This window comes from Dactylosporangium sp. CA-092794 (assembly GCF_050948465.1).
GTDB lineage: Bacteria > Actinomycetota > Actinomycetes > Mycobacteriales > Micromonosporaceae > Dactylosporangium.
Window position 1 is genome coordinate 11,674,914 of the sequence record NZ_CP192044.1, and the last position, 26,598, is coordinate 11,701,511.

Sequence of the window (26,598 nt, forward strand, 5' to 3'; positions counted from 1 at the left end):
CGGCCGGCCCGTCATCCGAACGGGTTACGCCGCGGCGTTCACGCCGGTCGGCCGATGTGCCGCCCGCCGCCCCTGCACCAGACTGGCGAGCCATGACCCAGACCGGCGTCGAACCGTTCGAGACGAACCCCATGGCCATCGTGCGCTCGTCGCACGACGCGATCGTCAGCAAGACCCTCGACGGCGTCATCACCTCGTGGAACGACGCGGCCGAGCAGCTGTACGGCTACCCGAGGTCCGAGATCATCGGTTCCCACGCGGAGATCCTGTATCCGGTGGAGCGGCGGCCGGAGGAGGCCCGGATCCTGCGACAGGTCGCCCGGGGCGAGCGGCTTGACCAGTATGTGACCGACCGCGTCCGCCGCGACGGCACCAGCGTGACCGTGTCGCTGAGCGCCTCGCCGGTCCTGGACGCAGTGGGCCGGATCACCGGCATCGCGACGATCTCCCGCGACATCGGCCGGGTGCGCGGCGTGGCCAACAAGTGGCGCGCGATGCTCGAGGCGGCCCCCGACGCGATCGTCGCGGTCGACGCCGACGGACGCATCACGGTGGTCAATGCGCAGACCGAGCGCCTGTTCGGCTACCGACGTGACGAGCTGATCGGCCAGTTGATCGAGGTGTTGGTACCCGAACAGGCGCGCCATGTGCACCCGCGGCACCGGGAGCGGTACCTCCGGGAACCCAAACCGCGTCCGATGGGCGCCGGCATCGAGCTGTCGGCCCTGCGCCGCGACGGCACGCAGTTCCCGGCCGAGATATCGCTGTCGGCGATCAAGACCGAGGACGGCGAACTGGTCGCCGCGGCCATCCGCGACGTCTCCGAGCGCATCCGCTTCGAGCGCCAGCTGCGCGACAAGAACATCGAGCTGGAGAAGGCCAACAAGGCCAAGGACGCATTCCTGGCGAGCATGAGTCATGAGTTGCGTACCCCGCTCAATGCGATCATCGGCTTCACCGGCACCCTGCTGATGGGCCTGCCCGGCCCGCTCAACGAGGCGCAGGTGCACCAGTTGCAGCTGGTCGAGACCAGCGGGCAGCACCTGCTCTCGCTCATCAACGACCTGCTCGACCTGGCGAAGATCGAGTCCGGCAAGGTGGAGATCAGCCCGGAGAACGTCGACTGCTGCAGCGTGGTAGAGGAGGTGGTGTCGTCGATGCGCCCCCTCGCGGAGCAGCGGGGCATCACCCTGGTCGCCGACCTGCCGGCGGAGAGCTGCGTCGCCGTGGCCGACCGGCGGGCCCTCGGCCAGATCCTCATCAACCTGGTCCACAACGCGATCAAGTTCAGCTCCGAGGGCGACATCCGCATCGCCCTGCACCGCCGCACCGGCGAGCCATGGATCCTGCAGGTGACCGACCACGGCCCCGGCATCCCGGTGGACGAGCAGGTCCGCATCTTCGGCGCTTTCGAACGCAGCGCCGCCGCCCGCAAGCAGAGCGACGAGGGCACCGGCCTGGGCCTATATATCTCGCACAAGCTGGCCGAGCTGATGGGCTGCACGCTCAGCGTCGACAGCATTCCCGGCCACGGCAGCACCTTCTATGTCACATTGCCAGTGTGACGAGATGGGCGCGAACATCCTCATCGTCGAAGACAACCCGCAAAGCCTGGAGCTGATGTCGTACCTGCTCAGCACCCACGGCCACCGCGTACACGGCGCTTCGACCGGCATCCAGGCCCTGACCCTGGCCGTATCGGAGCCGGTCGAGCTGGTCCTGCTCGACCTGCAACTGCCCGACCTCGACGGCTACCAGGTCCTGCGCAAGCTGCGCGAGCAGCCCCGCCTCGCCACGGTGAACATCGTCGCCGTCACCGCCGTCGCCATGGTCGGCGACCGCGAACGCACTTTGGCCGCCGGCTTCGACCACTACATGCCGAAACCGATCAACCCCCGCAGCTTCGTCGCCGAAATCGGCAGTTGGCTCCCCACCCACGCCCGCACCCCCCTTCCCGACTGAACCCCACAATGGCCATGTGGCCCTACAATGCCTCATGACCGTCACCCTCGACGACGTCGCCCGTAATCTCCAGTTCCGCCTCGACGGCACTCACTACGTCGAGTACGGCTCAGTCCAACTGGAAGTCCTGCTCCAAGGCCACGTTCCCAACCTCGGCTGACCCGCAGCGAACCCGGCCGGGGCCGCGCGAGGCCACCAGCCTTCGGCTGCGGCGTGACACAACGCCATCAGCGTTCGACGCCACCGCCGTACGTGGCGATCCAACTCCGCAGCCGCTGCAGTAACGCGGGCGCGACATTCAGCGTGCCGATGCGCTCAGCAATCACCGCCGGGTCGATGAGGCCGGCCTCCAGGAGGGCCGCCGCGAACGCGAGGTCCTTCTCGCGGCCCGCTACCAGCTTGGACACGACGCAGTCGTGAGGCTCCAGCAAATACCCCCGGCCCGGCCGCGTGCCCGCGGTATCGACCAGCACGAGACGGTCCCGCCACCCTGCCGGCAGTGTGGCGGTCGAAACGCTGACGCCTTGAGCGTAGTAACCGAACTCGTCATGAAACGGCGACAGCTCACCGATCGCGCCATCGACTTGGTCCGCCTTGAAGTCGTCGGGGTCGTCGAAAAACGCGACGTCGACCTCCATGGAAGCGGTCGCGGCGGGTGGAAGGCGGTGCTCGGGGATACCACCGAGAATGGCCTGGCTGCCGATCACCAGGATCTCCGGGTCACCGGCCACGTGCGACGCCGCTCGAAGGACGTGCTCCAACTGCTCCCGCTTCACGCCGCCCGCTCCGTTCGCCACCACGCGGAAAATGCCGCCAACACGGCGTGCCGGTCCTCGTCCGGCAAGACCCCGGCGAACGGCGAGTTCTGCCGGAGTTCCGTCGCTTCCGCATCGAGCGACGTGAGGTTTTCCAGCACCTCCTCAACGCCTTGCCGGAAAAGGTCACGCCATCGGTCCAGCCACACTGCGGTCATTCCCGCCGGATGCACGACGCGCAGACGCTCGAGGTTGGCCGTCGCCCGCGCGAGCACCGCCTCGGGCGCCGCCACCAGGCGGCCGGCAACGGCCCGGTGCAACCACAGCGCCTTGAGTTGGTCGCGCGTCATCGCGGGCCGCAACATCTCCTCGATGTCCGTCCGGCGCACCCGGCGATGCGTACCGACTTTGACGTACGCGAGCCGTCCCCGCTCGCACAGGTCGACGACGTGCTGGCGGGACACCCGCAACAACAATGCCGCCTCGCCGGTCGTCAGGAGCTCATTGTCACCACCATGCATTCCCCAAGCATGGCGGACAAACACCACAAACACAACGCCGCAGGTGGAAGGCGTGTGGCGAGATCCATCGTCAAGCTCCATATGCACGGCTAAACGCCAACCGGGTCGCGGTGTACGGTGATGCGTCGATTTCTTCGAGTCGCGCCCACGAGGAGGCCGAGAACGCGGTGGACCACCATGTCTGGTTCGTCCTCGGAGTACTCCTCGGCAACGGCATCGGGTCCCTGCTGGCCGTGTTCTGCCTGGTCCGGATGACCGACCAGCGACGGACGGTGCGCAACCGCCTCCTCCTGACGCTGGTCGGGTCGTGGGCGCTGGTCGAGACCGCCCGCGACGACATGCTCTTCGTGGCCGGCACCGCCATCCACATGAGCGATTACGAGGTCCATTTCTTCCTGGCCCCGAGCATGGCCCTGACCGTGTTCGCCGTGCTGTTCACGATGGCCGTCTTCTGGTGGTCCGCCGCCCACCCGAGACCTCTGTGGACGGCCGGCGGAGGCACCGCGGTCGGCCTGCTGCTGGCCGCGATGTGCCTGCAAGCAGCGTTCTCCGGCCGCAGCGGCTCCGCCATGTCGATCGACATCGCCAACGCCGCAGTGATCGCCGCCGCCTTGGGCGTGATAACCGGAATCGCAGTCTGGCTGGGAACCGGCGCCACCAGGCGCCCAGCAGTCGTAACCGCCGTCACACTGCTGGCAATCTCGCTGACGATCGCCCAGTACCTGATCGCCGCCGAGGTGACAACCGACCCCTCCATCACGGTCGACAGCGATGCCGGCATCAACCCGATCCAACTGGCCATATTCACGGCGGTAGCCTTCGGCGTCCGCGCCATCGCCCTAACTTTCATGAGCATGATCGACGAAAGCCACCAGGAGCCCCTGGCCGAAGACCTCGACGCCCACAGCACCCGATAGCAGCCAGCCCATTCCGGCACGGCGCCAACCACCGCAAGCAACGCGAACGCCGGCCACCGCCGCATCGGGCGGCTCCAATCTGCCGTACTTTCGTTTTCCGCAGGACTTTGCGATGATCCCGGTTCGGCATTGTGATCGATGCATGTCACGGGGAGGACGACATCCACGCGAACTGGGTCCTGACGGCCGGCATCGTGCTGTTTGTCGCCGGGGTGGTGGGCTGGTTCGTCGGCAGGTCCATGCAGGGCCGTGGTCCGCGGCGGGCGCCACGATACCCACAGCCGGGCGAGATCTGGTGGGCGACGGTGCCCTTCCGTGAAACCCCGGGCGAGAAGCGCCGGCCGTGCCTGGTGCTGCGCGGCGACGGGCACACCTTCGAGGTGCTGAAGATCACCAGCAAGGACAAGAGCCAGCGCCACGACCATGTGCAGATCCCGACGTACACCTGGGACCGAAACGCCACCGCCAACAGCTTCCTCGACCTGTCCGCCCCGTTCCAGTTGAACCGCCGGGACTTCCACAACTACGCCGGCCCGATCGACCCCACCACCTGGCACCGCGTGATCCAGGTGCACCCGGTCGGCATGGCACCGATCGCGACCCCGATCCCCGACGCGGTCCCACGCCTGGCCGGCCGCGCATTGACCGCGCTGAGCAGCGTCGCCGTCATAGCCGGCCTGCTCGCGATCTGCGCCGGCGCGACCGTGGTCCCCTGGCTCGACCGCGTCCGGCAGGACACCGAGACGGCCGCCGGCGCCGACAGTCCGCTGTATCGCATACCGATCGCCGCGAGGGACGTCGGCTCCTCGGGCCAGCAGCTCGACAGCACCCTCGCCGACCGGCACTTCCCCGACTCAACCGGATTCTGGGTAGGCTGCGAAGGCAAGGCGGCAACCGCGACGTACCAGCTCGACGGCAAATGGCGCCGCCTCACCGCGACGGCCGGCCTCGATGTCACAGCCCCCACCGACGTCGTGGCGAAGCTCATCATCGAGGTCGACGGCAAGGCGGCGCTGACCGACACCGTGAGCCGCAGTAGATCGATCCCCGTCGACCTCGACCTGACCTCGGTCCGAATGCTCACCGTGTCAGCCGAGCGCACCAAAGGATCGTGCGGCACCGCAACCCGCCCCTACGGCGCCCTCGGCGACGCCATCGTCCATCACTGAATGGCGGCGAAACCCCACCTGGTCGCGCATACGCTGGAGATCGCCTCCAAGGGCTAGGACGCCTGGACAAGCTCGCCGGCCGGCGCCAACCTGCACACCAGCGTGAGCGCCGACGTGGTCCAGGCAGGAGACCGCGTGGCGCACCAAAGTCGATGTGTGCGTGGTCGACGGCAAGCCCCTGGATCGCTTACGCTCGCTCAACCGCTCGGGCCGACACCAAAATCCCGGTCATCGACCTATCCATAGAATCGAGCGACCATGTTCTTCCGCCGCAACTGGATCAGAACGACTGGCCGCGTGCTCGACTCCCGGATCCGAAAGTCGTATGACAGACGCGTTGAGGGCCACGTGGTCGGCCCGCCGTCGCACCTGCACAACTACGTCGTCGAGTTCACCGCGCCGAACGGCGAGACAACCAGGCTCGAGGTCGAGCAGCACAGCGAGACCGTCGACGTCGCCATCGGCAGCGAGGTGCCGCTGCTCGTCCGCCCCGACGGACAGCGGGCAATCTTCGACAAGAAGGACCCGAGGATCAACATGATGGCCTTGAGTAAAGCCCGGCAGGAGGCCCAAAGGAAGGCCGACGAGGAGCGCTTCCGCGGACTGCTCGAAGGCTAGCCCACCCGCTCATTCCCCGACCTTAGGTCAGCTGCGGCGGACCAAAACGGTGGCCCACCGAGAATCGGTGGACCGCCGTTTGATCATCTCCAGTGGACCTGACGATGGCTTACTTGAACCCGCTCAGGTGGATCGCTGGGGCACCCGACGCAACAAGCCGGTCGTGTCGAGTACGAAAGCAACCGGCTCGTGGACGGCAAGCATGACCGGCGCAATACATCCAGCGCCGGGGAGAACATGTCCAGACGCGTTCGCCCGGGCGGATCGAGGTCGGCTACCCGGAGACTTCGCCGGGCGTCGCGCGGGGATCCGCCGATCAGGTTCGCGGTTGGGGTGGAGGGACGTGGTGTGTGGTGGCGGTCTCGATCAGGGTCCGCAACTCCGGGTTATCGAGAACCTCCGGGCGGCGGATCTTGATGTGGCGTATGAGCCGGCCGGTGCCTCCAGCATCCTCTCGGGGTCGTGCAGCTTAGAACCCGCCGGGGACGCCGTCGCGCGGTGCAAGGGTGTGGGTGGCGAAGCCCCCACAAGGGAGCGAGCGCGAAAAATCCTCCACCCACCAACGGCGAACGCCCCCTGCGTGAGCAGGGGGCGTTCAACAGTCGAGCTAACGATGTCCTACTTGAACTCAGGATCGGTCACCTCAGGCCACACGACCGGTGCACCAAAATCTCGCTTACAGCGAGCCAGGCGTGATCTCGGTCTAGTCGACGGTGATCGACCAGATCATCATGCCACGGGAGGCGCGCCGCATGCCGCGCACCGGATGATCTGACAGCCTTCGTGTAGCAACGGGCATAGAGAGCATCTGAACCGCCGCGCCAATTCCGATTCTTTATATTCGTATACCCGCACAGTGCACAGCACGATAGAAGAGATGGGGAACACCACTTACATCGAGAATCCATCCGATACCCTATGATATCGGCTCAAGATACCAAGAAATACTTTTATACAGACATAAACAGCGCATTTTCAGATCAACCTTGAGAAATGTAGCCACAATCTGTGACGCTGGTACGACCCAGCGTCAGATGTGGAGAGGGAGATCGCCATGCGCCCTTCTGCTTTGGAGACGTCCGTCCTCTATAGAGACGATTGCCTCGATCGACTATCAAGCCTCCCTGGCGACTCCGTGGACCTAATCTACTTAGACCCGCCATTCTTCTCCAACAGAACGTATGAGGTAATTTGGGGAGAAGAGGCAGAAATTCGTTCTTTTGAAGATCGCTGGGAAGGGAATGTCGGCGTCTACGTCGATTGGATGAGGAAGCGCGTCGTCCAGCTCTACCGCGTCCTTAAGAGCACTGGAAGCATCTACCTGCACTGCGACTCACACGCAAGCCACTACCTGAAGGTAATGCTCGACAGCGTCTTCGGTCCGGAGCGCTTCCGCAATGAAATTGTGTGGCGTAGGACACGTGCAAAAGGTCTAATGACAACACGCCTTCCCAACAACCATGATGTCATTCTGTCTTACCAGAAGGGATCGGTGGCAACTTGGAACGAACGGGCCTTATTTCTGCCTTATGATGTTGGCGACCTAGATCCGAAGACGGATAGTAAATACAGCTTGCGAGACCCCGAAGGTCGACGATATCAGCTCACTAGTTTAATCAACCCTAACCCAAATCGCCCTAACCTTACTTATGAGTTCCTTGGCGTCACACGGACGTGGCGGTGGACACGTGAGCGAATGCAACAGGCATACGAAAAAGGGCTGGTAGTTCAAACGCGCCCAGGTGGCGTTCCTCGAGAAAAACGATACCTAGACGAGCAAAGAGGCCAGCCCCTGGACGATGTGTGGACCGACATAAATCCACTCAACTCAAGAGCTGGAGAGCGGTGCGGGTGGCCGACGCAGAAGCCCGAGGCCCTCCTTGAACGTATTATCGAACTGGCTAGCAACGTCAACGATGTTATCCTCGATCCATTCTGCGGATGCGGAACATCTGTAGCCGTCGCCCAGCGCCTGCAAAGACGGTGGATAGGCATTGACATATCAGCTACCGCGATCGAGGTAATGAAGCGCCGGTTGCACACCCTGCATTGCCGCCCTACCGTCATTAATGAGCCAAATTCTGTGGCCGACATGAAACAACTCAGGCCGCTGGAATTTCGGAATTGGGTAATCGCGGCAATCTTCGGCACTCATGCATCACGCACATCTGCCGCAATGGGCATCGATGGTTATTCTTTTTTCGTGAATGAACCAGTCCAGATACGACAAATCGAAGGCGTCAACCGCAAGACGGTCGACAGTTTTGAAACCGCCGTGCGTCGCGCTGGCCACTCTACCGGACACATGGTGGCGTTTAGCTTTTCACGCGGCGCCCGAGAGGAAGCCCTGCGGGCGTCATCTGATGGCCTCGAGATCGATTTGGTTACAGTCGCCGAACTGCTCATACAACGAAAGCGTCCGAACGGAAAACTGGTTCCCGATCCGGAAAGCACCAGGATGGCTCCAGTCCTCGAAATGCGAAAGAAGCCGGACATGCCGACCGTGGAGGAGCTCATTGAAAGTGAGCGGCGGAACCGCTATCTCGAGTCGGCGTGAGCATCGCGATATGCATCGAGCCGAGAAAGGGCGGGCAAGCAACATTGAAGGCGCAAGCGATCCGCGAGTTTTTGATCATTGGCTCCAAGTCTCGCTACCTTGTCGATGTCACCACCGAGCACCCCGTGTTTGGCAACAAGCACGTTCTCGACACCATCATCACTTTTATCAGCGCCTGCAAAGAATCCGGCCTACTCCTCACGGCCGAATCTGCTCGTGAGCAATACGGCGACCTTATTTCCAAGTGGACCGGGATAGATGAACATGATCGAGGCGAGGTGAATCTAACAGTACATGACGTAGCGCTAGTCAGGGAGGCGGCGTACCACGTGCAAACGGTAATGCTGTCCGAATCGAGTGCAGTATTCGCTTATGTCGCTCAAGACAAACGGTTTCCAGTCCCGCGACTACTCGCCAATGTAGGATCATTGATGGCGCCCGGAATATTTGACACCCTTCCTCCGGTGGCACAATACGACTTTGGCGAGGCCGGACGGTGCATTGTTTTCGAAACGCCAACGGCTGCAGCGTTCCACACAATGCGTGCAACGGAGGACGTTCTTAAGTACTTCTACTGCAAACTAGTTCGCACAAGGCGGGTTCGCCAACTAATGTGGGGACCTATGGTAGAAAGTCTTTCAAAGCGACGGAAACCGCCTCCCGCCGTATTGCTGGAGAGCTTAACCCATTTAAGGAAGGGGTTCCGCAACCCGACCCAGCATCCCGAAAAAATTTACACCGTCGAAGAAGCGCAGGACCTGTTCGCCCTTAGCATCGAAGCAGTCAATCGCATGGTGTCATATCTCAGATCCGAGAAGCGAATCTGACTTCGGGAACGCGCGACGGACTCGGGCCCATGCCGGGGCATCCGGTCGGGCACCGAGCCCCGTTTGATGGCGGCACCAGAGAACAAAGCGCCTTTTCAACCTCGCTCACGTCCTCCACGGACCGTGGCGAGCCACCGTCGTCCGTTCGGCCTCCCGGTTGGGCGGCGTGGTTGCGGTCAGGCTATGGCGGGTAAACCTGTGCGTGTGCGGCGGCTGCCTGACGAGGAAGGTCCGCAGCTCCTGCGAATCACCAGAAAAGGGACCGGCTCGGCAATCCGGCTGCTCCGGTCGATGGTCGTGCTCGCCTCGGCCGGTGGCAACAGTGTGCCTGCGATCGCCCGCCTCGTGGGGCTGATGAGGACTCGGTCCGCGCCAGGTCATCCACCGGTTCATTTAGATCGGCATGGCCAGCCTCAACCCGCCTGATCAGTGAAGACGACGAACCTTCATCGCGCGACGGCCAACCTACGACCCGAAACCCTCGGCCAGCCGTTCACCCCGTTGGAGCATCCGGAACTCGCCGGCTACCACACTGACTGTCTCGGTCTCGGCCGTCCTGATGCTCGGGTACCTGCTCTGGCGCTACGCCAATCTCTCCATCCATCTGGCACATCCTCGTGTGCACCCTGTTCGGCTGCTTCTTCGCCGCCTCCTCGATCGCACCCAACATCGGCCGGCTGCTAGCCGCCGCCCACTACATCTCAGGACCGGACCTGTTAACGGCCGCCGCGACAGCGCCAACCACCGCAATCAACGCGAACGTCACCGCACGGACGTGCGGACACCCGGTTCGCTCGCGAATGCGCCGGAATCCTCAGCTTGATCAGCAACGACGCTTCAGGGGCTGGCCATGTTTGCCGCCGTGGGCACCAGTCCTGCAGCAATTGCGGCCTGGCACCCTTCCCACCCTGATTCGCTACGCCACACCGACGCGATTCCGATTGATAGGAGAAGTCCAACATTGTCCCCGCCGGGATCCTCCGAGAAGACAGCCAGCAAGCCCGGGTGAGGTACCGCTGGGTAGAAGAAGTAACGATAGGCAAGAAGCTGAGCCAATGCCTCACGAACCGCCGGTGTAACGCGCGCTCCGTAGACCATCTTGACTTCGGCCAACCAGGTCTTGCCGGCTCGCGACAACTCTAGGTCACGTGGATGCACGGTGGTGACCGGCCGCCAACCGATTGCAGCCACTGCGCGCCCATAATCGGCGAGAAGCGCCTCGTGTTCACGCATCTTGACTTGCACGGCAGCAGCGATGTTCGCCGTGTACGGGCCGGAGCCTTTCGGGTTGAACTGGCCATCTGGCTTGAGTGTTCCCACGCCGACCTCAGGAAGACCAGAGGCCTCAGTCGAGCCTGCGGGCGACAGCCTCCACGGCTGAGCGCGCTGTGAAGGGAGAAGGATCCGCTCCTTTTTCAAGCGATCGTACAAAGAGTCAAGGTTGTTCCGCCAAGCCTGCTCAGCGCCGGCGCGCCCTCGACGCGGCGCCAGATCGTCGTCAGTGAACTGGTCTCCGAAAAGGGTCGCCACGGCTTGGTGGACGGCTTGCCTGGGAGCAGCGTCTCCCAGTTCGCGTAACGCGATGAGTAACCAGGCACGCAGAACCCGTGCACCCGTCTCCGCCATGTGACAGTGCTACCACGAGCGCCCGCGAGAGCGGCTGTCGGCGTGGCCAGAGTCAACGAGTTGCGACACGGTCTGGGCCAGCGGGCATAGACCTCTCCCCGCCCTGCCTGACAGCGCATCAAACACGAGCGGCGGCGGCCCCGCAGGGCCACCGCCGCTGATCTTGCAGTCGAGGTAACCATGGCTTACGTGAACCCTGCCTGTGCGTGACCGTGCCAGAGCCACTCAACGGCGGCAGCGGGGACGGTAGCGACGCGGGCCCCGCGCAGCGACGACCGCCGCACCCACCGCGAACGCCGTCGTCATGGGGTGTGGGTGGCGAAGCCCCCACCGGGGAGCGAGCGAAGCGAGCGCGAAACTCCCGGAACGACCAACGGCAAGCGGCCCCCGCCGCGAAGCAGGGGCCGCCCAGCGGTGGAGGTAGCGATGGCTTGCTTGAACCCTGCATAGCGGACGTCCTGTCCGGAAAGGGCGGAGAACTGCTGGATTTCCTGTATCGCTGGTGCCCCAGCACAGTCGTGGACAGGACGACGCTCACAGGATCGAGGGAGGTGGGCCGAGCATGACCGTCATAGTAGAGATTCCGAGCGGCCCGCTCACGCTGGACGACGTCACCCCTCTACGCACTCAGGGCCACCAGAGCGTAGAGCCTGCAAGTAACGCCAGCCGATAGCAGCCAGCATCATGGAGAGCGTAGGTAAGAAGCGATCGAGGCCGCGGCGGGCGTTCACGCCCGAGTTTCAAGACTGAGATCGTCGAGTTGCGCCAGCGCGGCGACCGCACGGTCGGGCAAGAGGCCAGGGACTTCGATCTGACCGAGACCGCGGTGCGGCAGTGGATCAAGCAGGCCGAGCTTGATGCCGGGACCGGTTGCGGCAGGAGAGCCGCTGCGTGCACCAGGACGTCGAGATTTTGAAGCGGGCGGCGGCTTTCTTCGCGTTAAGGAGACACGGTGAACGTGTATCCGTTCATCGAGGCGGAGAAAGCCGACCAGCATAGCGTGAACATGCGCGTGAGCTGTTGAACGTCTCCCGGTCCGCCTCCCAGATCCGCGCCGGAACCGGCGCCCAAGTCATGGCCGCCCTGCGACACACGGCCGTCGGTACCTTGCCCTCGCCCGCCACCAGCAACATCGCCGCCGCCAACCGCCACCACGCACGTGACAGCAGCCCCGCTGGCACTGCTCGGAGTCATCTGACGACTTTGCCGAGGCCCGCTCGCTGCCCGGTGTCCACTACGGTCGCTGGCAGTGCCGTGAAGTCGTGATTGAGCTCCGGTCGTCCGGCAGCCGCCTGGGCATGCTGACCTCTTTCGCTGCGCCTCGTATGGCCGTGCCCCGGGTTGACGGTCCCGTCACGGTGGTCGGTGGCGCGCACCCGTGGTCTTCGTCAGACGCCATGCTCGGTCAGGACTCTCCGGGTGAGCGCTCGGCTTTCGGTGGTGACTTCTGGGGTGAGAAAGCCGCGTAGCGTGTCGTCAGGCTCTCCAGACGTACCAATAATCGTTCCTGGCCGTTGCTCCAGTCCGGGTGCCAGACACGCGGTGATGATCGCCTTGGCGGCATCGGATGCCGGGGTTCGCGTTCCGGCCACGATCTGCTCCCACATCGACCGGTACGCCGGAGGCAACATTCGCTGCCGCATACCAGCGGCGTTGGGAGTGGCCGCGGCGCCCGGGTCAGCCACGACGGTGGTCACTCCCTGTCGCGCGAGACGGTCGGCCTCGTCCAGCGCCCAGGCCAGGTTGGCCAGTTTGGCCCGTCCGGTCACCGGTAGTCCGTAGTACTCACCCGGCAGGTCGACCTCGGAATAGTCGGGCGTGCCGGCCTGGATCGCGCCTGACGTCACGTGGACGATGCGGCTCGGCGCCGCCGCGACCAGCGCAGGCATGAGTGCCTCGGTGAGCAGGTAGGGTGCCAAGTGGTTCAAGGCGAAAGCGCCCTCAATGCCATCGGCGGTTTCCCACCGGTCCGGCCACATCCCTCCGACGTTGTTCACCAGCAGTCCGAGCGGTCCGTGCTGGGCGAGGCGGGCGCCCAGGGCGCGCACCGTGCCGATCGTCGAGAGGTCCGCCACCAGAAAGGTCGCCGTGCTCCCGGCGCGTTCAGCGTGAAGACGCTCCACGGCTTCCCGACCTCGCTGGGGATCACGGCCGATGACGGTGACATCGTAGCCGGCCCGGATCAGCCCTCGAGCGGTCTCGAAACCAAGTCCGGCCGTGCCCGCGGTGACGACTGCGTGTTTTTCGGTTTCCATGTCGAGAGATCTTGACCCTGGCAAGGAACGGGAGGTAGGTGCGCCGGCGCATGGGACCTATGCGGAATCGTCATGTAACTTTGGCTGATGTTGGACTTCGATCTACGGCAATTGCGTTACTTGGTTGCCGTAGCCGACGAGGGTAGCTTCACGCAGGCCGCGGACCTGCTCGGCGTGACGCAGTCGGCCCTGTCCCGATCGGTTGCCACACTAGAAGCCACGCTGGGTGTCGCGCTGTTTGAGCGGCTGGCACGAGGAGTCGTTCCGACCGCCGCGGGAGAGGTGATGGTCTGCGAGGCACGCACCATCGTGCGGCGAGCCGAGACCGCGGTGGCTCGGGCCCGCAGGGCCGCGGTCGAAAAGCCGCCGATACGTTTCAGCGCGCGGGGGTGCGATCTGGCGCTCGCGGATGAATTGGTCCGTAACCATGAACGCTGCTACGCCGCCGACGGCATCGAACTGGTCGATGCGGATTGGCATAGTCAGCTCGATGATCTTCGCAAAGGGGTGACGCAACTCGCCTTGATCTGCGGTGACTTCGATCCAGGTGGCACGGATCACGAGGTGCTCAGAAGCTACGAACGTCTGGCCGTGGTCGCCGATTCAAACCCGCTGGCTTCCCGACGGGTCGTAGATCGCACCGAGCTGTTGCCATACCCGGTTTTGACCTGGGCTGGCGACGACGCCGCGGCAAGGGCCTACTGGCTCGGTGGGCCGGATGCGATCCCTGGACCAGAGGTCAACGACGGCGAAAAAATGGTGGCTCACGTCCGACTGGGCCACTGCATCGTCTTTCTCCCTCGTCCCTACATGGAACACCACGGCCAACCAGCGGGCGTCGCCGTATTGCAGGTTAGGGACCTCTCCCCGGGGCTGCTGCGACTGGTCTGGGCCGAACAGGAAACCTCACTCGCCGTAGCGCGCTTCGTCGGCCACGCTGTTCGCTCGACATCTCAGCATTCAGAGAGCGTCTAACTTGGAGCTGCTGCAGCGGCTTGATAAGCACCAGGACGTTGCGGATTCGGGCGGCCATGAGGTCACCGATCTGTTCCTCGGCGCCTCGACTGGTGACCTGCGTGCCGTTGACGTCGCCCAACGCAAACGCGGACCGGCACACCGGTCTCGGCCTTCTCGGCGAGTGTGCGGAGGATGACCGGATCCTCCAGGGCGCTGTAGGCGACGATGTCGATTGTGGCGGTGGCTTGGCCGAAGAGGGAGCGCCACGTGTCCAGCGGGACCAGACTTCGGTGGGCGTAGGTCATGCGGACCTCGTCTGGCCGGGCTGCGGTTCGCGTGGGATGGTGTCGGGCCAGAGGTCGGCCGCGGTCCAGCCGGTAAAGCGAGCGAGTTCAGCACGGTAACGCGGATAGGGGACACGGCCGGCGAACCAGCGGTCGACGGTCTTGGGGTCGGCTCCGAGGCGCGCGGCCACGTCGATGGCGTTGAGTCCTGCGCCGGCGAGCGCTCGGGTGAGAGGGTGTCGCACGCCGGCCCCCGTGAAGCCACTGAGTGCAGCCGATTCTAGTCAAGAAGTCCCTAGACGTCCTTGGAACGCGGTACTCGGCTGGAGACGCCGAGGGAAGGCTGGCGGTATCGACACGCCTTGGCCACTCGGCCCGCCCACGTGCGATGTCGGCTGGAAGAGAGCGAGACGAGCATGGCCGGACGCGAGGATGCGCAGCAGGCCGCGGACGCGTTGGCCCTCGCGTTGGAGGAGGCCGGGCTAGATGTGGGGCGGGCGTTTCCGCTGCTGCACGCCGCCATCGGACGCGATGGCGCGCCAGCCGTCGAGATCGGTCACCTAGCGCCTGCCGTGGCCGGCCAACTGGCGGACCTGATCGCGCGGGCGGCGGCTGGCGGCATCACGGTTGACGTGCTGAGAGACTGACCGGCGATCCACGCGTTCGAGAATGGGCGGCATGCGGTCCACGGCTTGGGGGCCTACAAGGTCATCACCGAGGGGTGAGGCTGCGCTGGTGGAGCGGTACGGCGTGGCGCGAGGGACAGCGCGGCAGGCGCTTGCGGCGTTGCAGGACGTCACGGTGTCGGTGCAGGGCAAGAGGCGCTTCGTCAAGCCGCGATGATCGACCGGCACTACTCTCGGACATGTGGAACATGTCCCGTGGGCGCGTGACCTCGCGCGTCACCTGCTGGCCGAGCCGCTGCCGACCCGCTGGGCGCACGTCCAAGGCGTCGGGCACACCGCGGAGGACATCGCCCACATCGTCGGCGACGATACCGACCTGTTGATCTGCGCGGCCTGGCTGCACGACATCGGCTACGCCCCGGACCTGACCAAGGCAGGCTTCCACCCGCTGGATGGCGCCCGCTACCTCCGCGACGTTGAGGGCGCCGATGAGCGGCTCGTCCGTCTCGTTGCCAACCACTCCTGCGCTCTGATCGAGGCGCGTAACCGGGGTTTGGCCGAGGACCTGGCTACGGAGTTTCCGAGTCCGGCCGACTTCGTCCTTGACGCGCTGACGTTCTGCGACATGACGACCAGCCCAACCGGCGAGCCGATGAATCTCGACCAGCGGCTTGCCGAGGCGTTCCAGCGCTACGGCGACGGACATCTCGTCACGCGCTCGCTCACCGAGGCCAGGCCGCAGTTGGAGGCGTCAGCGCACCGGGTGCTGGCCGCTCTCGGCCGCTGACGTCAGCCGGCCCTGCTCGTTGCGGTTCCAGCGTCGACCGGCGCTGTCCAGAAACTCAATCTCCACGGGTTCCGGATCGACGTACGAGCGGATCCACGACGCCGGGGCCGGACGCCGGATCGTCTGCCCTGGCGGAACCAGGCCGACGAACTCGACATCGCCGCCGTCCGGCATCGGCAACTCGACCTCGTAGATCGGCATCTCGCTGGCGTTGTGGATGTGGAAGGCGAGTTCGCGGGTGCCGTCCGGCTTGCGATAAGCCTCCACCCACGCGCTGATCCGGGCGGCCTGGCCGCGCCGTTCGTCCTCGGCGCGTTCGGCCTCGCGGTTCTGCTCCCGTCGCAGGAGCACGAAGCCGACAAGGAACGCGCCGACGGTACCGAGCGCGGAGAAGACGCTGCCTGCGGCGTTGATCCAGTCGCTATCCAAGGTGCGGCTTCCCAGCCCGGGTGAGGTAGTGCTCGATCCGCATCCGCATCGACCGGTGCATGGTCAGCCCGTCGATGGCGTCCGGAGAGACCCACACGACCTCGCGGGACTCGTCGCTCGGCGTCGGCTCGCCGCCGAGCGGACGTGCGGTGTAGACGATGGAGAACTCCTGCCGCACCTCGTTTGATCCCCTCGTCCACGCCGCGTTGCCGTACCTCATCGCTGTCCGGATCGCCCAACAGGACTCGGACCGCTACGTCCGACTCGGCCTTGCGCCGGATAGCGCGCAGGATGCCCGCGTCCTCGGGGATGAACAGGCCGCTGTACACGAGGATGCCGATCTCACGCTCAGCGCTGTCGAAGAACGTGCGCCACAACTCTGACGGGACCGTCCACCGGGCCGGGTAGATGTTGATGATCTCGCTCTCGGAGGCGTTGGCGACCTGGTCGCGAGTCAACGCATCAGGCCAGAGATACGCCTCATCGACGCCCAGATGGGCGGCCACGGCGAAGCGGTGGCGGCGGTACGGCAGCCGGCCGCTGATCCAGCGCTCGACGCTCTTGGGATCGACCTCCAGCACTGCGGCCAGCGCCACCCACGCAACAGCGCCGACCACCGCACCCACCACGAACGCCGCCGCGATGGGGGTGTGGGTGGCGAAGCCCCCACCGGGGAGCGAGCGAAGCGAGCGCGAAACTCCCGGAACCACCAACGGCAAGCGGCCCCCGCCGCGAAGCAGGGGCCGCCCAGTGGTGGAGGTGCCGGGAATCGAACCCGGGTCCTTCGTCGCTTTGTTAGGACTTCTCCGAGCGCAGCTCGCTGTGCCTCTACTCGGCCCTACCAATCACGCGAGCGAGTTGGTATGACGGGCCCAGTCACGATTGATCTCGCCGTGCGAGCCCCGTGACAGGACTCGGTTGGCCAGCCTTCTAGCTGATGCCGGTTACTGGGCCGAAGGCACTCCCAGACCGACAGACCTTCACCCTAGCTTAGGCAGCGAGAGCGAGGTCGGAGCGCTTGTAGTTGGCGCTTATAACTTTCCGACGACTGATTCACGAGACAACGTCGGCTTCCTCGGCTCGCTTCCCCTATCGCCGCAAACAAAGTCGAAACCAGTCACCCCCGCGTGGGTGGTGTTGGCTGCCGCGCCCCACTAGCGCGACCGATCAAGCGTAACCCCTTCCCGCCACAGTTTCATCCCGGTATCGCTGTGCACGGCCGGCCGTCGATCGTGCAGGTGAAGGGGCCGTTGCGCACGCCCAGGCCCTCCACGTCGAAGCGGACCGTTGCGCTGCCGCCGGGCTTGACGGTGCGGGTGGCGTCGACGGGGGTGAAGACCACGCGCACGTCGGTGCGGGTCATGACGGCGCCCGTGACGTTGCGCACACCCAGGTCGAGCAGGGGCAAGGCGATGACGAGGGTCCAGTCGTTCGCCGTGGTACGGCCGGGATTGCTGATCGTCACCGTGACCCGGTATGCGGTCAGGCTCAGGTCCTCGGTCCGGTAGGCGGCCGTGAGCTGCGCATACTCGACCAGCGTGCTGGGTGGCGGGGTGGTGGTGCCGGTGGACGGGGCGGTGGTCGCCGGCGTCTGGGTCGAGCGCGGGGTGGCCTGGGCGGCCGACTGTGCGCTCCGGGAGACCGGGTCGGAGGCGGCGGGCACGGCGGCCTGGGTGGGGCCGGGGCTGTCGCCGCCGGTCTGTGGCGGCTTGGCCGGGTGCAATGCGGTGGCCTGGCCGACCAGGATCCCGGCCATCGCCAGCAGCAACAGTATCGCCGCGCCGGCCGCTACCGCCTGGCTGCGCCGGTCCGCCGACCAGTCGCGCACGCCGACCAGCCACCGCCATCCTTTTTGTGCTGCATTAGGGGCCTTTGTCCCGACCGCGTCCGGCTCCACAGCGGTGGCAGGCGGGCCGACCTTGGCGACGCCCTTCGCCTGGGCGCCGAGCACGGCGGCGGCGAAGCCGGGCACGGCCGTGGTCGGGCGCGGGCCGGCGATCGAGCGCGTGTGCGAGCTCAGGCCGGGCGCGGAGTGGCTCGGCGCGCTGGACTGACTCGGCGCGTTGGACTGGCGGGGCAGCCGGTTGAACGGGCCGCCGTCGTTGCGTCGCGGCGTGGCCGGCGGTTCCGGTGGTGGCGGTGCGGAGGGCTCCTCGGCGGCGCGCGCGGCGATCTTCGCGAGGGTCGCCGTCAGCGAGCCTTCCAAGAGGGAGGTGTACGTCGTGAGGAGCACCCTTCGCCGCATGGTTCCCTGCGGGCCGAGAAACCCGCTCTGCGTCAGCGTGAGCCGGCTGCCCCGCTCCCGCTCGGCCACCGCGATCGTGACCACCGTGTGCAGGTTCTCGCCCTCCCAGCGCATCACCAGGCGGTGCGGCGCCTCGACGGCGACGAGCCGGCCCTCGATCGGGTCCTCCAGGCCGGCAAGGTCGGTGGCGTGAAACGTGAACGTGCCGTCGTCGCGGACCATGAAGCGGCTCGCCGGCAGCCAGTCGGTGACCAGATGGGCCTCGGTCAGCGCGCGCCAGACCACAGGCGGCGGTTGCTCGAGGTCAACATCGACCCGAATCTCGGTCACGCAGGGACTATAGGGCTTGAACGCATTGCTCGCAGTATGCCTGGGCATTACTCACGCGCGAGTGCGCCTTTACTCAGCGCTGCCCTTGCCGCGGCGGCCCATAACGCGAGCGATCTCTCGGTCGGCGTCGCGTTTGGCCAGCGTCTGGCGCTTGTCGTAGGCCTTCTTGCCGCGCGCGAGGGCGAGCTCGACCTTCGCCCAACCGTCGGAGAAGTACACCGACAGCGGCACCAGGGTCAGGCCGCTTTCCCGGACCTGCGCACCGATGCGAGTGATTTCCTGCCGCTTCAGCAGGAGTTTCCGAATCCTGCGGGGTGGGTGGTTCGTCCAGGTGCCCATCGTGTATTCGGGGATGTGCATCGCATGCAGGAACACCTCCCCGTCGGAGATCTGGCCGAAGGCGTCGACCAGCGAGCAGCGCCCGGCCCGCAGCGACTTGACCTCGGTGCCGGTCAGCGCGATGCCGGCCTCGAACGTGTCGAGGATCTCGTAGTCATGGCGCGCCTTCCGGTTGGACGCGACCAGCTTGCGCCCTTTTTCGCGCGGCATGGACTCCTCCTGATCTCCTTGGCCGGAATGAAGAGTACCGCGCCGGGCAAGACCATTTCCGCCGCGCGCGCCGCGATCAACACAGGCAGGACGGCAGCCAGTCCAGGGGCTGGATCGGGGTGCCGTTGAGGCGGACCTCGAAGTGCAGGTGGTAGCCGGTGGACGCGCCGGTGGTGCCGACCCGGCCGATGAGTTCGCCACGGTGTACGACCTCGCCGACGTGCACCAGGATCGCGGACTGGTGGGCGTAGCAGGTGGCCAGGCCCTTGCCCTGGTACAGCCCGTGCGAGATGCAGGTGTAGTTGCCGTTGCCGCCCGCCGGGCCGGCCCGCACGACCACGCCGTCCGCCGCGGCGACGATCGGCTGGCCACCGCCCGCGGCGATGTCCACGCCGGCGTGCAGCTGATAGACCTTGTACACCGGGTCGAACCGCATCCCGAAATTGCTCGATTTCCAGCCGTGCACCGGCATCAGGAAGAACGCGCCCGTCTTCGGTGGCAGAGCGGTCGTGACGGGAGCCTTGTTCGAAGTACCACCGCGGGAGCTTTTGGCTTTTCTGGCTTCGGCCGCGGCTTCCGCGCGTAATTGTTCCGCAACCTTGTCGCTGTCGATTTTGAGCTGTTCATATCGGGCGAGTACGGCGCTGCGCTCGGCATTCGCGGTCGCCTCCGCCTTGGCGCTCTGGTCCAGCAGGGCCTGCACGTCGGCGGCGGCCCGCTCCGCGTTTGTCTGCGCGGTCACGGAGTCGGCGAGGGCGCGCTCGGCCTGGCCGGCCGCCTCCTGGGCGCGGCGCTGGGCCAGCAGCGCGACGTCGCTGCGCTGCTTGGCGCCCATGCGGGCGGCGGTGAGCTCGTCGAGCGCGTGCTGGTTGGCCTGGGCGACCTGGTTGAGGTACTCGATACGCAGCGCCAGGTCGGTCGGTCCGCCGGCGTCGAGCACCGAGTTGACCATGGCGAACCCGCCGCCCTTGTAGGCCGCGGACACGAACGCCGACGTGTCCGCCCGGGCCCGTTCGACCTGCTGCCGGGCCGCCGCGTAGGCGTCGTCGGCGGACGCCAGCACCGCATCGGCGGCGTCGCGGTCGCGCTGTGCCTGGCGGACGGCGGCGTCGGCGGCGATGGCCCGGCCCTTCGCGTCGGCCAGGTCCTCCTGCGCCCCCGGCAGCGCGGCCGCGGCGCGCTCGTGGTCGGCCGCGGCCTGCTGCGCCTTGTCGGTGGCCGCCTCGAGCGTGGCCTGCGTCTCCTGCAGCTGCCGGTCCAGCTTGGCCTTGTCGTCGCCGGCGTCCGCATACCCGGCGGTGCCGGGCCCGAGCAGCATGATGGTGGCGCCGATAGCGGCGACGAGCCGGATTCGGTTCACAGCAGCAACCCCCCGTACCACTTCAGGGTTACCGTACGCCGAAAAACGCCTATAAGTCCGTAATTTCCGCTAAATGCCCCCATCGTGGGCGGTTTCCCCCGGGAACGACGACGAGGGCGGATCCCCGAACGGGGGATCCGCCCTCGGCAGGCCGCGGGAAGCGAGCGGTCAGACCCGCACGTAGAAGCGCAGCGTCACCCAGGCCGTAACGGCGCTGACCAGGCCACCGGCGCCGCAGAGCACCGGCAGCATGATCCAGATGTTGCCCCAGTCCACCGGCAGGAGCACCGTGGTCAGGGCCTTCAGCGAGCCGTCGATGAAGAAGACCTTCGCGGCCACGAGGGCGGCGAAGGCCAGGATCGCGCCGAGCAGGCCGGCGAAGACCGCCTCGAGCACGAACGGCATCTGGATGAACCAGTTCGAGGCGCCGACGAGCTTCATGACGGCGACCTCACGGCGCTTGCTGTAGGCGGCGACCTGGATCGTGTTGGCCACGAGGAGCAAGGCGGCCGCGCCTTGGACGACGGCGACGGTCAACGCCAGGGTCTGCAGCGCGCCCAGGAGGTCGAAGACCCGGGCCAGCAGCTGTTTCTGGTCGATGATGTCGCTGACGCCGTCCTGCGTGCGGATCTGGTCGCTGAAGTCCTGAACCTTGTTCGGGTCCTTGAGCTTGATCCGGTACGACTCGGGCAGCGTATCCTGCTTGGTCGCGTTGACCAGGTCGGGCGCGTCCTTGAACTGGGTCTTGAAACGCTCCCAGGCCTGTTCCTTGGTCTCGTGCTCGTAGGACTTGACCAGGGCGTTGGACTTGATGGCGCTTTCGAGGTTGCTCCGCTGCTCGTCGGAGACGTCGGCCTTGAGGAAGACGGACACCTCTACCCGCTGGTAGAAGAAGTCTTCCATCTTGCCGACCTGGAAGAACAGCAGGAGGCTGGCGCCAAGCATGGTCAGCGACACCGTCATCGTGATGATCATCGCGATGGTCATGGTGACGTTGCGCCACAGCCCGGTCAGGACTTCGGACAGGACGTATCTCATGCGCATCGGGTGGGGGTTCCTTCCCAGCGGACCCAGCAGGAGGACGGGGGCGGTGCGGACTAGGGCTGGGGTCAGCCGTAGACACCGCGCGGCTGGTCCCGCACGATCCGGCCACTTTCGATCTCTACGACCCGGCGACGCATCTGGTTCACGATGTTGGAGTCGTGCGTGACCATGACGACGGTGGTGCCGGTGCGGTTGATCCGGTCCAGCAGTCGCATGATCTCGATCGACGTGTCCGGGTCCAGGTTTCCGGTCGGCTCGTCGGCGAGCAGGATCAGCGGGCGGTTCACGAAGGCCCGGGCCACCGCGACGCGCTGCTGCTCACCGCCGGAGAGCTCGTGGGGGTAGCGGTGCTCCTTGCCGCCGAGGCCGACGAGCTCGAGCACCTCGGGGACGACGCGGCGGGCGACGCCCTTCGACTTGCCGATGACCTCGAGGGCGAAGGCGACGTTCTCGTACGCCGTTCGGTTGGGCAGCAGCCGGAAGTCCTGGAACACGCAGCCGATCTGCCGGCGGAAGGCCGGGATGCGCCACGAGCGCATCGAGGTCACGTCACGCTCGTTGACCACGACTTTGCCCCGGTTGGGGGTCACCTCGTGCAGCAGCAGCTTGATGATCGTGGACTTGCCCGAACCGGAGGGACCGATGAAGAAGACGAACTCGCCCTTCTCGATGTTGACGGAGACATCGTCAAGGGAGGGGCGAGACGCCTTCGGATACATCTTCGTCACGTGGTCAAGCCGAATCACGGGACGTGAGTCTACGCGGTGTGACAAGTGGGCCAAGTACACGCGGTGCGTCGTGCGCGATTTGCCGCAAATGCGCCCCCGGCGTGGCGGCCGCGAATCGCAGGGCAGCGCTCGATTCCGCCGAAAGGTGTGACGTACGCCTCACTTTTTCCCGACGGCACCACCGTCACGTTATGTGATTGACGCACTCCAAAGCGATCATCAGGCGGCCGGGTTGAGCTCCCGCTGCTTGCGCCAGCGGATGCCGGCGTCGATGAACGCGTCGAGGTCGCCGTCGAACACCGCGGTGGGGTTACCGGTCTCGTGCTCGGTCCGCAGATCCTTGACCATCTGATACGGATGCACGACGTAGGAGCGCATCTGGTCGCCCCACGAGCCGGCCACGTCGCCGCGCAGCGCGTCCATCTTCGCCGCCTCCTCGGCCCGCTTCAGCGCCAGCAGCTTGGCCTTCAGCACGCCCATGGCGGTCGCCTTGTTCTGGATCTGGGACCGCTCGTTCTGGCAGGACACGACGATGCCGGTCGGGATGTGGGTCAGCCGCACCGCCGAGTCGGTCGTGTTGACGCCCTGGCCGCCGGGGCCGCTGGAGCGATACACGTCCACGCGCAAGTCGTCGTCGGGGATCTCCACCTCGTCGGTCTGCTCGACGACCGGCACGACCTCCAGCGCGGCGAACGAGGTCTGGCGCCGCCCCTGGTTGTCGAACGGGCTGATGCGCACCAGCCGGTGCGTGCCGGACTCGACGGAGAGCGTGCCGTAGGCATACGGCGCCTTCACCGCGAACGTGGCGGACTTGATGCCCGCCTCTTCGGCATAGGAGGTGTCGTAGACGTCGGTCGGGTAGCCGTGCCGCTCCGCCCAGCGCAGATACATCCGCAGGAGCATGTCGGCGAAGTCGGCCGCGTCGACGCCGCCGGCGCCGGCCCGGATCGTCACCAGGGCCTCGCGGGCGTCGTACTCCCCGGAGAGCAGCGTGCGGACCTCGAGCTCCTCGATGGCCTTGGACAGCCCCGCGATCTCGTCGCCGACCTCGGACAGCGACGAGGCGTCGCCCTCGGCCTCGGCCAGCTCGAGCAGGACCTGGGCGTCGTCGAGCCGGGCGCGCAGCCGCTCGAGCTTGTTGATCTCGCCCTGGACGTAGGACAGCCGGGAGGTCACCTTCTGCGCGGCGGCCTGATCGTCCCACAGATTGGGAGCCGACGCCTGCTCCTCGAGATCGGCCTTCTCCTTGCGCATGCGGCCGAGGTCGAGCACGGCCTCGATGTTGCGTAGGGTGCCGTCGAGGCTCTTGAGGGATTCGGCGTGGTCCAGAGCAGTCACGCCTCAAGCCTACGCCGGGTCGCCGACGGCTATTTGCCCGGCGCGCTCTTGAGCCAGGTGAGCGCGGCCTTGTGATAGCCGACCGCGAACTCCAGCGACGCGGAGAAGAAGTCGTCGCCGGCCTTCTTCGCCTCTTTCGCCATTTCGCGGGCCTCGGTCAGCGCCGCATTGTGGTATTCGGCGGCCTGCGCATAGACCTCCTGCAGTTGCACGGCGGACTGCTGCGCGCCGAATGCGACGCGCAGCGCGACCGGATTGCGCAGCGACTCGCGGCCGGCCGGCTCCGAGAGCCACCTGGCGAATGCCCGCTTGCCGGCCGGAGTGATCGCATACGGCTGGCTGGAGCGCGCGCCCGGCTTGCCGAGCTTGACGTATCCGGCGTCGGCAAGCGCGGGTAGCTCGCGGTAGACCTGGCTGCGTGTCATCGACCAGTACGGCCCGAGCCGGCGTTGCGCGGCCGCCATCAACTGGCCGCCCGTCATCGGCCCCTCGTGCAGCAACCCCAGCAGCGCCGCCGCGGTCGCGTTGATTCCAGAATCCGCCATGACCCTACGCTGTCATCTTTCGACGGCGCAGTCCAGGATTTCGGCAAATCCACTGTGAACTGTCGCGGTGCGACTGTCTAGTTAGGACGGCCGAGGTCACCGGAAGGATGGAAACGCCGGGAACGACGGCATCGTCGGGAACGACGGCTTGGGTTCACCCGGCCCGGGTACCGTCCGCGTCGGATTCGGCGTCGCCTTCTTCGTCGGCGGCTTCTCGCCCGGCCCGCCCGTGGCGGTCACCTCCGGCAGCGCCGGGGCGGACTCCTCCGGCGTGGCGCTCGCCTCGCCCGTCGGCGCCGCCGACTCCACGGGGGCCGCCGAGGCCGGCGCCGCCGACGAAGTGGTGACGTTGACCTTTTTGTCCCCGGTCCCGCCCGTCTTCTTGTCCCCGCCGGTCAGGAGCAACCCGCCGGCGACCAGGAGCACCAGCAGGAGTACCCCGCCGCCGACCAGGGACAGCAGCCGCAACTGGCGGCGGGATCCGCTGTCGGCCGGCGGGGCCGGCTCACCGTAGCCGAACGGCAGCTCATAGTCACCGACGGTGCCCGGCCGGATCGGCTCGGGCGGCGCCTCGAACCCGGACGGCCCGAACCCGGGCGCCCCGAAGCCGGACGGCACGGGCATGGGCGGCACGACGGCCGGCGGCGGGACGGCGCCCGCCGGGACGATCTGGGTGGGCGGCTCGGCGTCCGTGGGCGGCGGCTCGGCCGAGAAGCGCAGCTGGGTCGGCGGCTCGTCCGGCGAGCCCGCCCGCTGGGGCGGGATGACCAGGTCCTCGGCGGGCGCTGGGGGACCCCACAACGGCTCACCCGCGGCGGCCGCGGCCGCCGCGTCCGGCTTTTCCGACATATCATTTTCCGTTCCGCTAGAGGCTGTAATTTCCGACAAACCAGAAATGTCGCTTATGGGCGCGCCCACGACCGGCCCGGGATCGGCCGACCCGCCAGCCACGCCAAACGCGCCGGCGGCGTCGACGGACGCACTGGCCGCGTCGACGGAGGCGTCGGCAGAGCCCGGCGCGCCGGGCCCGGACGAGGACGGGTCGGACGCAACCGCGCCCGGCGTGGGCGAGGCCGGCGCGGACGAGGCCCGCGCGGACGAAGCGGGGGCGATCGCCTGGGTCTGGAGGTCCGCGACGCCGTGCGGCTCCGTGGGCAGGTCGGAGATCGGCACCGCCATCATCAGGTTGGCCGAGGCCGCGGCCGGCGAGACCGGCGCGGTCGGCAGCGGCACCCAGTCCACCCGCCGGACCGGCGTCTGCATCGGCGCCGTCTGCTCCGCCGAGCGCTGCCAGAAGGTCACCGCCTCCGCGGGCAGCCGCGGCAGCGGCTCGAAGCCGTCCAGGGCCCCCTCCGCGGCCCGCAGCCGACCCACGATCGAGGCGGCCGTCGGGCGCATCCGCGGGTCGAGTTCCATGCAGGCCTCGATCACCGGCCACAGCGCGGCCGGCATGCCGGGCGGCGGCACCGGGACACAGTCGGCGTGGCGGCGCAGCACCTCGCCGGGCGAGCCGCCCCGGTACGGGCTGCGGCCGCAGATGAGCTCGAAGAGGACCACCCCGAGGGCGTAGACGTCGGCGGCCGGGCTCGGCGTGTCGCCGGCGACCACCTCCGGCGCCACGTACTCCGGCGTGGCGTGCGTCGGGCCGGCCGGCCGGTCCAGGCGCCGGGCCACGCCGAAGTCGGCGAGGCGCACCGGGCCGCCGTCGGTCGGCACGAGCAGGTTGCCCGGCTTGACGTCGCCGTGGACGATGCCGTTGGCGTGGACATAGGCGAGGGCGTCGGCCACCTGCGCGACCACCTCGGCCGCGACCGCGGGCGGCAGCGGCCCCTCCGCGCGCAGCCGGCGGCGCAGGTCCGGGCCGGCGACCAGCTCCATGGCGATCGCGAGCACCCCGGACTCGCTGACGAGGTTCTTGACCCGGATGACCGACGCGTGTTCGAGGCCGGCCAGCAGCTCGGCCTCGCCGAGGAAGCCGTCCTTGAGCTCCGGCACCTCGGCCGCCTCCGGGCGCAGCACCTTGACGGCGACCCACTCGTCGGCCTGTGTGTCGTAGGCCCGCCAGACCGCGCCGATCGCGCCGCGGGCCACCTCCGACTCCAGCCGGTAGCGCTTGTCGAGGACCGTCTTCGCCCCGGTGACCGTCTTCATGGTCGTCCCTCCCCCATC

The 26,598-nt window shown here is 66.7% G+C and carries 26 protein-coding genes and 1 other RNA gene; 11 read left to right on the top strand and 16 right to left on the bottom strand.

The window, feature by feature from the left end; genetic code table 11:
- The first annotated feature begins 92 nt into the window (after positions 1–92).
- Genes ACQPXD_RS50570 through ACQPXD_RS50580 form a run of 3 tightly spaced genes read left to right on the top strand, consistent with a single transcriptional unit; the run spans position 93 to position 2,122 of the window.
- Positions 93–1,565: a PAS domain-containing sensor histidine kinase gene (locus ACQPXD_RS50570; RefSeq protein WP_432831410.1), complete on the top strand. Its 1,473-nt coding sequence runs from the start codon at positions 93–95 to the stop codon at positions 1,563–1,565.
- A gap of 4 nt (positions 1,566–1,569) precedes the next feature.
- Complete coding sequence (locus ACQPXD_RS50575) at positions 1,570–1,962, top strand: response regulator (RefSeq protein ID WP_432831412.1); 393 nt, start codon at positions 1,570–1,572, stop codon at positions 1,960–1,962.
- 34 nt (positions 1,963–1,996) lie between these two features.
- Positions 1,997–2,122: a hypothetical protein gene (locus ACQPXD_RS50580; protein ID WP_432831414.1), complete on the top strand. Its 126-nt coding sequence runs from the start codon at positions 1,997–1,999 to the stop codon at positions 2,120–2,122.
- A 67-nt stretch (positions 2,123–2,189) separates the two neighbouring features.
- Here ACQPXD_RS50580 and ACQPXD_RS50585 read toward each other — a convergent pair whose 3' ends face one another.
- On the bottom strand, positions 2,190–2,738 hold the full coding sequence (locus ACQPXD_RS50585) for a DUF6036 family nucleotidyltransferase (RefSeq protein WP_432831416.1): 549 nt from the start codon (positions 2,736–2,738) through the stop codon (positions 2,190–2,192).
- Positions 2,735–3,238 carry a helix-turn-helix domain-containing protein gene (locus ACQPXD_RS50590; RefSeq protein ID WP_432831418.1) on the bottom strand — a complete coding sequence of 168 codons (504 nt, stop codon included), beginning with the start codon at positions 3,236–3,238 and terminating at the stop codon, positions 2,735–2,737. The genes ACQPXD_RS50585 and ACQPXD_RS50590 overlap by 4 nt, the downstream gene beginning before the upstream one ends.
- Positions 3,239–3,489: 251 nt before the next feature.
- On the opposite strand from ACQPXD_RS50590, the gene ACQPXD_RS50595 reads away from it, so the two are divergent.
- The 5 genes from ACQPXD_RS50595 to ACQPXD_RS50615 all read left to right on the top strand — a co-directional run bounded on the left by ACQPXD_RS50595 (position 3,490) and on the right by ACQPXD_RS50615 (position 9,326).
- Entirely contained in the window at positions 3,490–4,155 is a 666-nt protein-coding gene (locus ACQPXD_RS50595) for a hypothetical protein (RefSeq protein WP_432831420.1), read from the top strand.
- A gap of 131 nt (positions 4,156–4,286) precedes the next feature.
- Positions 4,287–5,324, top strand: a complete 1,038-nt coding sequence (locus ACQPXD_RS50600; RefSeq protein WP_432831422.1) for a type II toxin-antitoxin system PemK/MazF family toxin — start codon at positions 4,287–4,289, stop codon at positions 5,322–5,324.
- Between the two features lie 258 nt (positions 5,325–5,582).
- Entirely contained in the window at positions 5,583–5,942 is a 360-nt protein-coding gene (locus ACQPXD_RS50605; RefSeq protein WP_432831424.1) for a hypothetical protein, read from the top strand.
- Positions 5,943–7,077: 1,135 nt separating this feature from the next.
- Positions 7,078–8,499 (top strand): DNA methyltransferase, encoded by a 1,422-nt coding sequence (locus ACQPXD_RS50610; RefSeq protein WP_432831426.1) that lies wholly within the window; start codon positions 7,078–7,080, stop codon positions 8,497–8,499.
- Positions 8,496–9,326, top strand: a complete 831-nt coding sequence (locus ACQPXD_RS50615; protein WP_432831428.1) for a hypothetical protein — start codon at positions 8,496–8,498, stop codon at positions 9,324–9,326. The genes ACQPXD_RS50610 and ACQPXD_RS50615 overlap by 4 nt, the downstream gene beginning before the upstream one ends.
- Before the next feature lie 837 nt (positions 9,327–10,163).
- Here ACQPXD_RS50615 and ACQPXD_RS50620 read toward each other — a convergent pair.
- The 3 genes from ACQPXD_RS50620 to ACQPXD_RS50630 all read right to left on the bottom strand — a co-directional run bounded on the left by ACQPXD_RS50620 (position 10,164) and on the right by ACQPXD_RS50630 (position 13,207).
- Positions 10,164–10,952: a hypothetical protein gene (locus ACQPXD_RS50620; RefSeq protein WP_432831429.1), complete on the bottom strand. Its 789-nt coding sequence runs from the start codon at positions 10,950–10,952 to the stop codon at positions 10,164–10,166.
- Positions 10,953–11,679: 727 nt separating this feature from the next.
- Positions 11,680–11,949, bottom strand: a complete 270-nt coding sequence (locus ACQPXD_RS50625; protein WP_432831431.1) for a hypothetical protein — start codon at positions 11,947–11,949, stop codon at positions 11,680–11,682.
- A 391-nt stretch (positions 11,950–12,340) separates the two neighbouring features.
- Positions 12,341–13,207: an SDR family NAD(P)-dependent oxidoreductase gene (locus ACQPXD_RS50630; protein WP_432831433.1), complete on the bottom strand. Its 867-nt coding sequence runs from the start codon at positions 13,205–13,207 to the stop codon at positions 12,341–12,343.
- Positions 13,208–13,294: 87 nt separating this feature from the next.
- On the opposite strand from ACQPXD_RS50630, the gene ACQPXD_RS50635 reads away from it, so the two are divergent.
- The 3 genes from ACQPXD_RS50635 (at position 13,295) to ACQPXD_RS50645 (ending at position 15,861) form a co-directional block, all read left to right on the top strand.
- Complete coding sequence (locus ACQPXD_RS50635) at positions 13,295–14,182, top strand: LysR family transcriptional regulator (RefSeq protein ID WP_432831435.1); 888 nt, start codon at positions 13,295–13,297, stop codon at positions 14,180–14,182.
- A 682-nt stretch (positions 14,183–14,864) separates the two neighbouring features.
- The gene (locus ACQPXD_RS50640; RefSeq protein ID WP_432831436.1) at positions 14,865–15,095 is read left to right on the top strand and encodes a hypothetical protein; all 231 of its coding nucleotides are present in this window, start codon (positions 14,865–14,867) and stop codon (positions 15,093–15,095) included.
- Positions 15,096–15,315: 220 nt separating this feature from the next.
- Positions 15,316–15,861, top strand: coding sequence for an HD domain-containing protein (locus tag ACQPXD_RS50645; RefSeq protein WP_432831438.1), 546 nt, complete (start codon positions 15,316–15,318; stop codon positions 15,859–15,861).
- On the opposite strand, the gene ACQPXD_RS50650 is transcribed toward ACQPXD_RS50645, so the two are convergent.
- The 11 genes from ACQPXD_RS50650 to ACQPXD_RS50700 form a co-directional block, all read right to left on the bottom strand.
- Entirely contained in the window at positions 15,826–16,290 is a 465-nt protein-coding gene (locus ACQPXD_RS50650; RefSeq protein WP_432831440.1) for a hypothetical protein, read from the bottom strand. The genes ACQPXD_RS50645 and ACQPXD_RS50650 overlap by 36 nt on opposite strands.
- Positions 16,283–16,468 carry an NUDIX hydrolase gene (locus tag ACQPXD_RS50655; RefSeq protein ID WP_432831442.1) on the bottom strand — a complete coding sequence of 62 codons (186 nt, stop codon included), beginning with the start codon at positions 16,466–16,468 and terminating at the stop codon, positions 16,283–16,285. The genes ACQPXD_RS50650 and ACQPXD_RS50655 overlap by 8 nt, the downstream gene beginning before the upstream one ends.
- A gap of 573 nt (positions 16,469–17,041) precedes the next feature.
- Positions 17,042–17,415, bottom strand: a transfer-messenger RNA (tmRNA) gene (gene ssrA, locus ACQPXD_RS50660).
- A 70-nt stretch (positions 17,416–17,485) separates the two neighbouring features.
- Positions 17,486–18,865 (bottom strand): SRPBCC domain-containing protein, encoded by a 1,380-nt coding sequence (locus ACQPXD_RS50665; protein WP_432831444.1) that lies wholly within the window; start codon positions 18,863–18,865, stop codon positions 17,486–17,488.
- 69 nt (positions 18,866–18,934) lie between these two features.
- Positions 18,935–19,414, bottom strand: coding sequence for an SsrA-binding protein SmpB (smpB, locus tag ACQPXD_RS50670; RefSeq protein ID WP_432831446.1), 480 nt, complete (start codon positions 19,412–19,414; stop codon positions 18,935–18,937).
- A gap of 76 nt (positions 19,415–19,490) precedes the next feature.
- Positions 19,491–20,774: a peptidoglycan DD-metalloendopeptidase family protein gene (locus tag ACQPXD_RS50675; RefSeq protein ID WP_432831448.1), complete on the bottom strand. Its 1,284-nt coding sequence runs from the start codon at positions 20,772–20,774 to the stop codon at positions 19,491–19,493.
- Between the two features lie 168 nt (positions 20,775–20,942).
- On the bottom strand, positions 20,943–21,818 hold the full coding sequence (gene ftsX / locus ACQPXD_RS50680) for a permease-like cell division protein FtsX (protein WP_432831450.1): 876 nt from the start codon (positions 21,816–21,818) through the stop codon (positions 20,943–20,945).
- Between the two features lie 65 nt (positions 21,819–21,883).
- Positions 21,884–22,564 carry a cell division ATP-binding protein FtsE gene (ftsE, locus tag ACQPXD_RS50685; protein WP_432831452.1) on the bottom strand — a complete coding sequence of 227 codons (681 nt, stop codon included), beginning with the start codon at positions 22,562–22,564 and terminating at the stop codon, positions 21,884–21,886.
- A gap of 201 nt (positions 22,565–22,765) precedes the next feature.
- Positions 22,766–23,884 carry a peptide chain release factor 2 gene (gene prfB, locus ACQPXD_RS50690; RefSeq protein ID WP_432831454.1) on the bottom strand — a complete coding sequence of 373 codons (1,119 nt, stop codon included), beginning with the start codon at positions 23,882–23,884 and terminating at the stop codon, positions 22,766–22,768.
- A 29-nt stretch (positions 23,885–23,913) separates the two neighbouring features.
- On the bottom strand, positions 23,914–24,429 hold the full coding sequence (locus ACQPXD_RS50695; RefSeq protein ID WP_432831456.1) for a PadR family transcriptional regulator: 516 nt from the start codon (positions 24,427–24,429) through the stop codon (positions 23,914–23,916).
- Positions 24,430–24,525: 96 nt separating this feature from the next.
- Entirely contained in the window at positions 24,526–26,580 is a 2,055-nt protein-coding gene (locus ACQPXD_RS50700; protein WP_432831458.1) for a serine/threonine-protein kinase, read from the bottom strand.
- Between the last annotated feature and the right edge of the window lie 18 nt (positions 26,581–26,598).

Bases quoted from the DNA above. Each gene is read 5' to 3' on its own strand.
- ACQPXD_RS50570 (WP_432831410.1), top strand. From the start codon at position 93: ATGACCCAGACCGGCGTCGAACCGTTCGAGACGAACCCCATGGCCATC.
- ACQPXD_RS50575 (WP_432831412.1), top strand. From the start codon at position 1,570: ATGGGCGCGAACATCCTCATCGTCGAAGACAACCCGCAAAGCCTGGAG.
- ACQPXD_RS50580 (WP_432831414.1), top strand. From the start codon at position 1,997: ATGACCGTCACCCTCGACGACGTCGCCCGTAATCTCCAGTTCCGCCTC.
- ACQPXD_RS50590 (WP_432831418.1), bottom strand. From the start codon at position 3,238: ATGCATGGTGGTGACAATGAGCTCCTGACGACCGGCGAGGCGGCATTG.
- ACQPXD_RS50595 (WP_432831420.1), top strand. From the start codon at position 3,490: ATGACCGACCAGCGACGGACGGTGCGCAACCGCCTCCTCCTGACGCTG.
- ACQPXD_RS50605 (WP_432831424.1), top strand. From the start codon at position 5,583: ATGTTCTTCCGCCGCAACTGGATCAGAACGACTGGCCGCGTGCTCGAC.
- ACQPXD_RS50620 (WP_432831429.1), bottom strand. From the start codon at position 10,952: ATGGCGGAGACGGGTGCACGGGTTCTGCGTGCCTGGTTACTCATCGCG.
- ACQPXD_RS50625 (WP_432831431.1), bottom strand. From the start codon at position 11,949: ATGCTGGTCGGCTTTCTCCGCCTCGATGAACGGATACACGTTCACCGT.
- ACQPXD_RS50630 (WP_432831433.1), bottom strand. From the start codon at position 13,207: ATGGAAACCGAAAAACACGCAGTCGTCACCGCGGGCACGGCCGGACTT.
- ACQPXD_RS50635 (WP_432831435.1), top strand. From the start codon at position 13,295: ATGTTGGACTTCGATCTACGGCAATTGCGTTACTTGGTTGCCGTAGCC.
- ACQPXD_RS50640 (WP_432831436.1), top strand. From the start codon at position 14,865: ATGGCCGGACGCGAGGATGCGCAGCAGGCCGCGGACGCGTTGGCCCTC.
- smpB (WP_432831446.1), bottom strand. From the start codon at position 19,414: ATGCCGCGCGAAAAAGGGCGCAAGCTGGTCGCGTCCAACCGGAAGGCG.
- ftsX (WP_432831450.1), bottom strand. From the start codon at position 21,818: ATGCGCATGAGATACGTCCTGTCCGAAGTCCTGACCGGGCTGTGGCGC.
- ACQPXD_RS50695 (WP_432831456.1), bottom strand. From the start codon at position 24,429: ATGGCGGATTCTGGAATCAACGCGACCGCGGCGGCGCTGCTGGGGTTG.
- ACQPXD_RS50700 (WP_432831458.1), bottom strand. From the start codon at position 26,580: ATGAAGACGGTCACCGGGGCGAAGACGGTCCTCGACAAGCGCTACCGG.